This is a genomic window from Acidisoma sp. (genome assembly GCF_035492295.1).
GTDB lineage: Bacteria > Pseudomonadota > Alphaproteobacteria > Acetobacterales > Acetobacteraceae > Acidisoma.
Genome location: NZ_DATJJK010000267.1, coordinates 1 through 9,687 on the forward strand (window position 1 = coordinate 1; position 9,687 = coordinate 9,687).

9 protein-coding genes are annotated in these 9,687 nt (G+C 63.9%); 2 read left to right on the forward strand and 7 right to left on the reverse strand.

Annotated features, from left to right (window positions below; all coding sequences use genetic code 11):
• Positions 1 to 444: 444 nt before the first annotated feature.
• The 4 genes from clpB to def all read right to left on the reverse strand — a co-directional run bounded on the left by clpB (position 445) and on the right by def (position 5,429).
• On the reverse strand, positions 445 to 3,027 hold the full coding sequence (clpB, locus tag VL752_RS19895) for an ATP-dependent chaperone ClpB (RefSeq protein WP_325357970.1): 2,583 nt from the start codon (positions 3,025 to 3,027) through the stop codon (positions 445 to 447).
• A gap of 100 nt (positions 3,028 to 3,127) precedes the next feature.
• Positions 3,128 to 4,174, reverse strand: coding sequence for a transglutaminase family protein (locus tag VL752_RS19900; RefSeq protein ID WP_325357972.1), 1,047 nt, complete (start codon positions 4,172 to 4,174; stop codon positions 3,128 to 3,130).
• 44 nt (positions 4,175 to 4,218) lie between these two features.
• Positions 4,219 to 4,869: a COQ9 family protein gene (locus VL752_RS19905; protein WP_325357974.1), complete on the reverse strand. Its 651-nt coding sequence runs from the start codon at positions 4,867 to 4,869 to the stop codon at positions 4,219 to 4,221.
• Positions 4,869 to 5,429, reverse strand: a complete 561-nt coding sequence (def, locus tag VL752_RS19910) for a peptide deformylase (RefSeq protein WP_325357985.1) — start codon at positions 5,427 to 5,429, stop codon at positions 4,869 to 4,871. The genes VL752_RS19905 and def overlap by 1 nt, the downstream gene beginning before the upstream one ends.
• Positions 5,430 to 5,570: 141 nt before the next feature.
• Here def and rpsU point away from each other — a divergent pair, with 141 nt between their 5' ends.
• Positions 5,571 to 5,774: a 30S ribosomal protein S21 gene (gene rpsU / locus VL752_RS19915; RefSeq protein WP_141459012.1), complete on the forward strand. Its 204-nt coding sequence runs from the start codon at positions 5,571 to 5,573 to the stop codon at positions 5,772 to 5,774.
• Positions 5,775 to 6,010: 236 nt separating this feature from the next.
• Positions 6,011 to 7,066, forward strand: a complete 1,056-nt coding sequence (locus VL752_RS19920) for a glycosyltransferase family 4 protein (protein WP_325357979.1) — start codon at positions 6,011 to 6,013, stop codon at positions 7,064 to 7,066.
• Positions 7,067 to 7,176: 110 nt separating this feature from the next.
• On the opposite strand, the gene VL752_RS19925 is transcribed toward VL752_RS19920, so the two are convergent.
• From VL752_RS19925 to VL752_RS19935, 3 genes are all read right to left on the reverse strand, one after another.
• Complete coding sequence (locus VL752_RS19925; protein WP_227309180.1) at positions 7,177 to 7,380, reverse strand: cold-shock protein; 204 nt, start codon at positions 7,378 to 7,380, stop codon at positions 7,177 to 7,179.
• Between the two features lie 267 nt (positions 7,381 to 7,647).
• Positions 7,648 to 9,291, reverse strand: a complete 1,644-nt coding sequence (gene groL / locus VL752_RS19930; RefSeq protein WP_325357981.1) for a chaperonin GroEL — start codon at positions 9,289 to 9,291, stop codon at positions 7,648 to 7,650.
• Between the two features lie 61 nt (positions 9,292 to 9,352).
• Complete coding sequence (locus VL752_RS19935; RefSeq protein ID WP_091790591.1) at positions 9,353 to 9,655, reverse strand: co-chaperone GroES; 303 nt, start codon at positions 9,653 to 9,655, stop codon at positions 9,353 to 9,355.
• Positions 9,656 to 9,687: the final 32 nt, after the last annotated feature.

Here is a 9,687-nt window from a genome sequence, read left to right on the forward strand (position 1 = left end):
CTTAAGCTCTAACCAACCAAGCAAAGCTCACAGTCGAACCTGCCCAATCAGACAAACCTAAACCAGAAAACCCGCTCACGCAGGATTCCCTCAGGCGCCACCAACATATCCCTTCCATTCAGATGCAATTCTCAAAGAACAGTGACGAGGACTACGTTTTTTCGTTTTCGGCGTTTCCGCCGTCAACCGCGCCTCGTCGGTGGAGCGCCTTCTACGGGTCCCACCCCTCCCTGTCAACGCGGAAAAGTCAGCCCAGTGACATTTCCCGACCCGGGCATATCTCTATATAAATCAACTATTTAGGTGATTTCCCGCACCCATTCGCCGAAATTGGCGCCGATTTTTGTGACGCATGCGGCCCATGCAAGAATATGCGGGAACGGTAGCTAGACATGCGAAGAGCGCTGATCCCGCCTGGAAAGCCCCCAGGCGGGATCCCATGCATTACGCTGCTTCGGCGACCCGGCCGTTGATGATCAGCCCCTCGCGGCCCGCCGTGACGGGCACGATCTCGCCGTCATGAATGGCCCCTTCCAGGATCAGCCCGGCCAACGGGTTCTGCAGCTGCCGCTGGATGACGCGCTTGAGCGGCCGCGCGCCATAGACCGGATCGTAGCCCTCATTCGCCAGCCATTCCCGCGCCGAGGCATCGAGTTCCAGCGTGATCTTGCGATCGGCCAGAAGCTCCCGCAGGCGCTGCAGCTGGATATCAACGATCGTTGCCATATCCCCCCGCTGCAGACGGCGGAACAGAATGACCTCGTCCAGACGGTTGAGGAATTCCGGCCGGAAATGGCTGCGCACGATATTCATCACCTGGCCCTGCACCATGGCGGCCGATTCACCCTCGGGCTGCGCCGCCAGGATCTCGCTGCCGAGATTGCTCGTCAGCACGATGATCGTGTTGCGGAAATCGACCGTCCGCCCCTGGCCGTCAGTAAGCCTGCCGTCATCCAGCACCTGGAGCAGGATGTTGAAGACGTCCTCATGCGCCTTCTCGACCTCGTCGAAGAGGATCACCTGATAGGGCCGGCGCCGCACCGCCTCGGTGAGCACACCACCCTCGTCGTAGCCGACATAGCCCGGCGGCGCGCCGATCAGGCGCGAGACCGCGTGTTTCTCCATGAACTCGCTCATGTCGATGCGCAGCAGCGCCTTCTCGTCATCGAACAGGAAGCCGGCCAAAGCCTTGGTCAGCTCCGTCTTGCCGACACCGGTGGGGCCAAGGAACAGAAAACTGCCGATCGGCCGGTTCGGGTCCTGCAGCCCGGCCCGCGCCCGCCGGACGGCATTGGAGACCGCACGGAGCGCATCCTCCTGCCCGACCACGCGGCGGCGCAGCTCATCCTCCATGCGCAGCAACTTGGCGCGTTCGCCTTCCAGCATCCGTTCCATCGGCACGCCGGTCCAACGCGACACGACGGAGGCAATCCCCTCCTCGGTCACCGCCTCGTTGACAAGACGATCATCGGACTGGCTGGCCGCGATATCGCGCTCCAGTTGCGGGATGACGCCATACATGAGCTCCGAGGCACGGCCGAGATCGCCGCGCCGCTGCGCACCCTCGACCTCACTGCGCGCCTGATCGAGCTTTTCTTTGAGCTTCTGCGCTCCCTGCAGACGCTCCTTCTCGTTGCGCCAAGTCATGGTCATGGCGTCCGACCGCTCCTGCAGGTCGGAGATTTCGCGCTCCAGCTTCTCCAGCCGGTCGCGGGACGCCGCATCCTCCTCACGCTTCAGCGCCTCGCGCTCGATCTTGAGCTGCAGCAGCCGGCGGTCGAGCTCATCCAACTCTTCGGGCTTGCTGTCGACCTCCATGCGCAGCCGGCTCGCCGCCTCATCCATGAGGTCGATCGCCTTGTCGGGCAGGAAGCGGTCGGCAATGTAGCGGTTGGAGAGGGTCGCGGCAGCCACGAGCGCGCCATCGGTGATGCGCACACCGTGATGCAGCTCGTATTTCTCCTTGATGCCACGAAGAATGGAAATCGTGTCCCCGACGGAAGGCTCGCCCACGAAGACTGGCTGGAAGCGCCTGGCAAGGGCCGCGTCCTTCTCCACATGCTTGCGATATTCGTCGAGCGTCGTGGCGCCGATGCAATGCAGCGCGCCGCGGGCGAGCTCCGGCTTGATCAGGTTGGAGGCATCCATGGCGCCGTCCGCCTTGCCCGCACCAACCAGCGTGTGCATCTCGTCGATGAAGAGAATGACCTCGCCGGCCGCCGCCTCGATCTCCTGCAGCACGGCCTTCAGCCGCTCCTCGAACTCGCCGCGATATTTGGCGCCCGCCACCATGGCCCCGAGGTCGAGCGCCAGCAGCTTCTTGTTCTTGAGCGCCTCCGGCACGTCCCCGTTGACGATGCGGGACGCGAGCCCCTCCACGATCGCCGTTTTGCCCACACCCGGCTCGCCGATGAGCACGGGATTGTTCTTGGTACGGCGGGCAAGGACCTGGATGGTGCGACGGATTTCCTCGTCCCGGCCGATGACCGGGTCGAGCTTGCCGCTCCGCGCCAGTTCGGTCACGTCCCGGGCGTATTTCTTCAGCGCGTCGAAGGTGGATTCGGCGGCCTGGCTGGTCACCTTGCGCCCCTTGCGCATTTCGGTGACTGCCCGGTCCAGCGCCTGGGCGGTCGCCCCGGCTTCGCGCAAAGCCCGCGCGGCCGGGCCGTCGCTTGCGGCGAGGGCAACAAGCAGCCGATCCTGGGCGACGTAATCGTCCCCCGCTTTCTGCGCAGCGGTCTGCGCCGCATCCAGCACGCGGACGAGATCCGGCGTGATCTGCGGCTGCCCGGCGCCACCGCCCTGTACCTTCGGATTCTTCGCGATCTCAAGATCGACCGCCCGCTGCGCGATCGCCGGATCGCCACCCGCGGCACGGATAAGGCCAGAGGCCGCCCCCTCGGGGTCGTCCAACAAGGCCTTTAACAGATGGTCAGGCGTGATCCGCTGATGAAATTCGCGGATCGCAATGGTCTGGGCGGCCTGCAGGAAGCCACGCGACCGTTCGGTGAATTTCTCAATATCCATATGATCTGTCCCTTTTCACTCAAGGCGACTGGTAGCACCCGTCCCTCATGAGGCGACGGCGTCACTTTATAGACCAAGGTAGGGAGCGCTTTGCGTTACCTCAAGAGGGTGTGAGGTCGAGATCGCCCAAAGATGCCTCCGTCCCCAGTTCGGCAGGGGTAGCCACTTTCGCATCCGGCTGGCGGGTGGCCAGCGCGACGGCAGTGGGCATGCGGCCATTCGGCGGGCCGGCCACCGCATCCTTCGCCCGAAAATCGAAACCGGGCGGATCGCCTACCATGACCTCGACATTGACCGTCATGTCGAGAAAATCCTCAGGCCGGCCGATATAGCCACCCGAGAGCGGCGTCGCCTGGTGCGGCTCGCGCGCGGTGCAGACACGAATGAGATTGCGCCCGGCGACCAGGCCGTTCGTCGGGTCGTATTCCACCCAGCCCGCGCCGGGCAGGTAGATCGCGCACCAGGCATGGGTGGTGCCGCCGCCGATCATGGGGTCGACACAGTCGATCAGCGCCGGATCGTAGAGATACCCGGAAACGAACCGGGCGGCGAAGCCAAGCGCGCGCGCCGCCTCCATCATCAGAACGGCGAAATCCCGGCAGGCGCCCCGCTTCGACGCCAAGGTTTGGAGCGGGGCATGGGTACCCTTCGTCTCGCGCGCCTCATAGGTGAAGTCCGCCTTGATCGCCTCGGTCATGGCGATGAGCAGTTCCCTTGTCTGCGTATTGCCAGCGGGCCGCAGGAAGCGACGCGCCCAGGCCTCCACCTGCCGATCCGGATCGGGGTAATGCGGTTCGATGAGACGGCTGAGGTCGGGATACTCGTCCCCCGCATAGCGGAAGGGATAGGTCTCGGCCGCAGGTTCGATCGGCAGCGCTTCGTGGCCAGGGTAATGTTCGAGATCCAGGGTGGAGACGATGCGCAGGAAATCGGTGCGCCCCTTCGGCCAGTCGAGATAGCAGATGGAATTGCCGAAGACGTCATGCGCCCAGCGGATCGTGGCACCCGCCGGCACGATGCCGAGCGTCGCATCCAGAAGCCGGAGGTCGTGGCTGTCCCGCGGACGCATCATCAGGCGATGCTCCGCAAGCGTCACCGGGGACGCGTAGTTGTATTCGGTGGTGTGGACGATCCGTACGCGGGGCATGCCTCTTCCTTAGTGCCGCGGTCTGCGGCACAGCAAATCCATGATCATGCGGCTGGCCGGTCCGTACGGCGCATGCGGCGACCCATGAGCCCCCCGCAGGTGCCACGGAGGCGCGCCCGCATGCGGCCGAAACGGCCGAGCCCCGCCAACCTGCGATCGAAAAAGGCGAGGCTCCCGGCCTGGTCGGCTTCGATATCGTTCAACCAATAGAGCAGCGTCGGCATCAGGATGGCGCCAAGACTCGCGCGCTTGGTGTACCAGCTTGCATCCTCGGACTGGTCTCCCGCCGCCTCCCAGATGCCATCGGCGAGGCGGGAGAGGATCCGGGTTGCAAGCCGGGCGTGATGCGGCAGCAGGAGTAATGCGAAGGCGCGGCGCGCCGCTTCCTTGTGCGGATCGAGCGCGGCGAGAAAGGCGGCCAGAACCGCCCGCACGCGCTTAGAGAGCCGCATCTCGCTGGCGACCTGGGGAGCGGCGGTTTGTACCGCCCGCGCCAGGGTCACTGCGAAAAAGCTTTCGAGCATTTCGGTCGTGCCGCCAGGAAAGAGGAACGCCGCCTCTGCCGGGTCGCGACCCACGGCGCCCAGGCCCGCGGCCAGGGCATGCCGCGTCCAGCCATGGACCGGCACGAAGGGCAGCATGACGTCAAGCGCCGCGACATCGGCGTCGGGAGCGGGGTTCGGCCCTTCCGTCACTATCCTTCTCCTGCGTTCGGGAGCGCCGGCTGGAACCGGGCGAGTTCCTCGTTGAAGCCCATGAGGGAGAAATTCTCCATTCGCATCGGATAGAGAATGCCATCGAGATGGTCGGTCTCGTGTTGCACCACCACAGCATGAAGCCCCTCCGCGGTCCGCCGTATGGCAAGGCCGTCACGATCGAGGCCGGTATAGGTGATCTGCGCGAAGCGAGGGACGGCGGCGCGCAGCCCCGGGATCGAGAGGCAGCCCTCCCAACCGAGGCGCCGCTCCTCGCTGCCCGGGCGGATCTCGGGGTTGATCACGGCCCGCGGTGGCAGCGCGCCGTCTACCCCCTCTGCATCCTCCGCAGCGACCCGCGCCGACGGCAGGTGGAAGACGAAAAGGCGAAGCGGAACATGAACTTGCGGGGCGGCCAGGCCGACGCCCCCGGCATCCATCATGGTCTCGATCATGTCATCGATCAGGCGTTGGATCTCAGGGTGCGTGGGATCCGTCACCGGCTCCGCCCGGCCGAGAAGAACCGGGTGGCCCATACGGGCGATCTTGAGAAGGGCCAATGGCAGCTCCGGCAGAAATGAAACGGAAAGGGTTTGGAGCAGACGGGCGATCATGATATAGCGCCCGCCTGATCCGGGATGCGTATTTCCTTTTGCGGTCCCGACCTTATAGCAATTCGGTGAGATGGAGCAGGCGGCCAGGTGCAGGTTCTCGTTCGTGACAACAATGTCGATCAGGCGCTCAAGGCGCTGAAGAAGAAGATGCAGCGCGAAGGTATTTTTCGCGAGATGAAGCTGCGTCGCCATTTCGAAAAGCCGTCCGAGCGCCGCGCGCGTGAGGCCGCGGAAGCCGTGCGTCGTGCCCGCAAGATGGAGCGCAAGCGGCTGGAGCGCGAAGGCTTCTGAGCCTCGTCACGACCCAAGACGCCTAAAAAACCCGCCCTTTTGGGCGGGTTTTTTATTTCTCTTGCGCTGCACCAATTTGTGAACCCGTCGTGATTCTCTAACTTTTCCGCATCTTAGTTGCTCTGCATCGCAAATGGGGCAACTGTGGCAGCGATTTGCCCCAGCATGGCCAGAAACCGCTCCTATCTGTTGCTTCGACAAAGCAGATGCCCGCCGACTGCAATGGAGATGAGAGCATGCGGATTGCCCAGATTGCCCCCTTGGCCGAAGCGGTGCCCCCGAAATTTTACGGCGGCACGGAACGGGTCGTGTCCTACCTGACCGAAGAACTCGTCAATCTCGGCCACGACGTGACCTTGTTTGCCAGCGGCGACAGCGTGACCCGCGCAGAACTCGACGCTGTTTGGCCGCAGGCACTCCGCCTCGACCCGACCATCCGGGACGGTTTGGCACCGCTTGCCATGCTGCTGGAGCGGGTGCGCCAGCGGGCCGATGAGTTCGATGTTCTCCACTTCCATCTGGACTACTGGCCGGCTTCGCTCTTCGCGCGGCATCATATCCCCTACGTCACAACCCTGCATGGCCGCCTCGACTTGCCGGAACTTCGGCCTGTCTATGCCGAACTGCCGCCGATGAACGTGGTTTCGATTTCGGAATCGCAGCGCCGGCCGCTCAAAGAAGCCAATTATGTCGGCACCGTGCTGCACGGCCTGCCGGCAGACCTACTGACCCCACATCCGGCAGCGCGCCCGTCCTATCTCGCCTTCCTCGGCCGTATCTGCCCGGAGAAGCGCCCCGACCGGGCGATCCGCATCGCGCGGGCCGCGGGCATCCCGCTCAAGATCGCCGCCAAGGTGGACAAGGTCGACCTCGAATATTTCGAGACCGTCATCGAACCGATGCTCGCCGAAGGCGGGGTTGAACTTGTGGGGGAGATTAACGAGGCGCAGAAGCCCGCATTCCTGGGCAATGCGCAGGCGTTGCTGATGCCGATCGATTGGCCGGAGCCGTTCGGCCTGGTCATGATCGAAGCCATGGCCTGTGGCACGCCCGTGATCGCCTACAATCACGGCTCGGTGCCGGAGATTATCGACGAGGGCATCACGGGCTTCATTGTCGAGGATGAGATGGGTGCAGTCGCGGCCCTTCGCCGCTTGCCGGAAATCTCCCGGGCGCAGGTGCGCGCGACCTTCGAGCGCCGATTCACCGCGCGGCGCATGGCAGAGGACTACCTCGCTATTTATCGCGACCTCTCGATGGCCCGCCGCCCGCGCCTGCGCATCGTCGGCTGACCGGCCGAGGGCGACCGAACCGCATGCAAAATGGGGCGCGCCAGACGGCACGCCCCATTTTTATGCACGGTTCGCGACAGCCCCCGAAGAGGGTGCGGAAAAGACGATCGTTAGATCGCTTTGAGGTTGGTCGCAGCCGCCTTGCCGCGCTCCATGGCGACTTCGTAGCTCACCTTCTGCCCCTCATTGAGGCCACGAAGGCCAGCGGCCTGAACCGCCGTGATGTGGACGAAAACGTCCTTGCCACCATCCTGAGGCATGATGAACCCAAAGCCCTTGGTGGTGTTGAACCACTTCACAGTGCCGATCGCCATAGCTGTACTCATCTCCGTCTCGAATAAACCGCGCGCCACAACACTCGGGCCTTATGGACTTGACGACGCCGTCGGACAGAGGCGCAACAAGGCAGGCCAGAATTTCAATGCGTATTAGCCATGCAGAAAACGGCAAGGCTTGTCAATCGGAATGGATTACCAAGCCGTCATAGAAAAAGGGGCGGCCAAAGCCGCCCCTCGTTTCCTAAATCCAACGGAAGATCCGGCCAGGTCGGCGTGAGCCGCCCCGGCCGGATCAGGCCGTTCTCAGAAGTCCATGTCGCCCATGCCGCCCATGCCGCCGCCAGGGCCGCCGGCCGGAGCCTTCTTCTCGGGACGCTCGGCAACCATCGCCTCGGTCGTCACGAGCAGGCCGGCGACCGAAGCCGCGTCCTGCAGCGCCGTGCGCACGACCTTCGTGGGGTCGATGATACCGGCAGTCACGAGGTCCTTGAAGTCACCCGTCTGCGCGTCGTAGCCCCAGGTGTATTCGTCCTTCTCGAGGATCTTGCCGGCGATGACGGCGCCATCGGCACCGGCATTCTCGGCAATCTGGCGCAGCGGAGCCTGGATCGCCTTGCGGATGATGTCGACGCCGAAGGTCTGATCGGCATTGTCGCCCTTCACACCGACGAGGACAGTGGACGCACGCGTCAGCGCGACGCCGCCGCCCGGCACGATGCCTTCCTCAACCGCCGCGCGTGTTGCGTGCAGCGCATCCTCGACACGTGCCTTGCGCTCCTTCATCTCCACTTCGGTAGCGGCCCCCACCCTGATGACCGCGACGCCACCGGACAGCTTCGCGATGCGCTCCTGCAGCTTCTCCCTGTCATAGTCGCTTGTCGTTTCCTTGATCTGACGACGGAGCGCCTGGACGCGCCCGTCAATTGTCTTCCGGTCACCGGCCCCATCGATGATCGTGGTCGCCTCTTTTTCGATCTCCGCGCGTTTCGCCCGCCCGAGGTCTTCGAGCTTCACATTTTCGAGCTTGCCGCCGGTTTCCTCCGAGATGACCAGGCCGCCGGTCAGCGTCGCAATGTCTGCCAGCATCGCCTTGCGCCGGTCACCGAAACCCGGGGCCTTCACGGCAACCGTTTTCAGGATGCCGCGCAGGGAATTCACCACCAGCGTGGTCAGGGCTTCGCCCTCGACATCCTCGGCGATGATGAGTAGCGGCTTGCCCGCCTTGGCCACGGCCTCGAGCACCGGCAGCAGGTCGCGGATCGACGAGATCTTTTTGTCGTGCACGAGGATGTACGGTTCCTCAAGGACAGCCGACTGTTTCTCGGGATCGTTGATGAAGTAAGGCGACAGCCACCCGCGGTCGAACTGCATGCCCTCGACGACCTCGAGTTCGCTTTGCAATGACTTGCCCTCTTCGAGGGTGACCGCGCCGTCCTTGCCGACCCTGTCCATCGCTTGTGCGATGAGGCTGCCGATTTCCTCGTCCGCGTTGGCCGAGACGGTGCCGACTTGCGTGATCTCGCGGCTGGTCGTGACTGCGCGCGAGATTTTCCTGAGTTCCTCGACGATCGCGGCCGTCGCCTGGTCGATACCTCGCTTGAGGTCCATCGGATTCAGGCCGGAAGCGACATACTTCATGCCTTCCCGTACGATCGCCTGGGCCAGCACGGTGGCGGTCGTCGTTCCGTCGCCGGCAACATCCGAGGTTTTGGCGGCGACCTGCCTGACCATCTGTGCCCCCATGTTCTCGAACCGGTCGCGCAGCTCGATTTCCTTTGCGACCGAAACCCCGTCCTTCGTGACCGTCGGTGCGCCGTACGATCGCTCGAGGACAACATTTCGCCCCCGGGGACCGAGCGTGACCTTGACCGCATCGGCCAGGATGTTCACGCCCGTGAGGATATGCTGGCGGGCGAGTTCGTGAAACTGGACATCTTTGGCGGACATTTTCGTGTACCTCCTGGCAAACCAGACAAAAGGGGATGGCGCTGGCTGGCCGCTGGCTGGCCTACTGTGCCGGTCCGGACGTGACGACGCCCAGCAGGTCGTCTTCGCGCATCACCAGCAGTTCCTCCCCTTCAACCTTGGCTGTCGTGCCGGCGTATTTGCCGAACAGCACGCAGTCGCCGATCTTCACGTCGGGCACGCAACGGCTGCCGTCCTCCAGCCGCCTGCCGGGGCCAACGGCGATCACTTCTCCCTGGTCCGGCTTTTCGCCCGCCGTATCGGGGATGACAATGCCACCCGCCGTTCTGCGCTCCTGTTCCAGGCGCCTGACCACGACGCGGTCATGCAAGGGTGTGAGTTTCATGTCCTGCTCCCTCTGATCAGATCACAAATGGC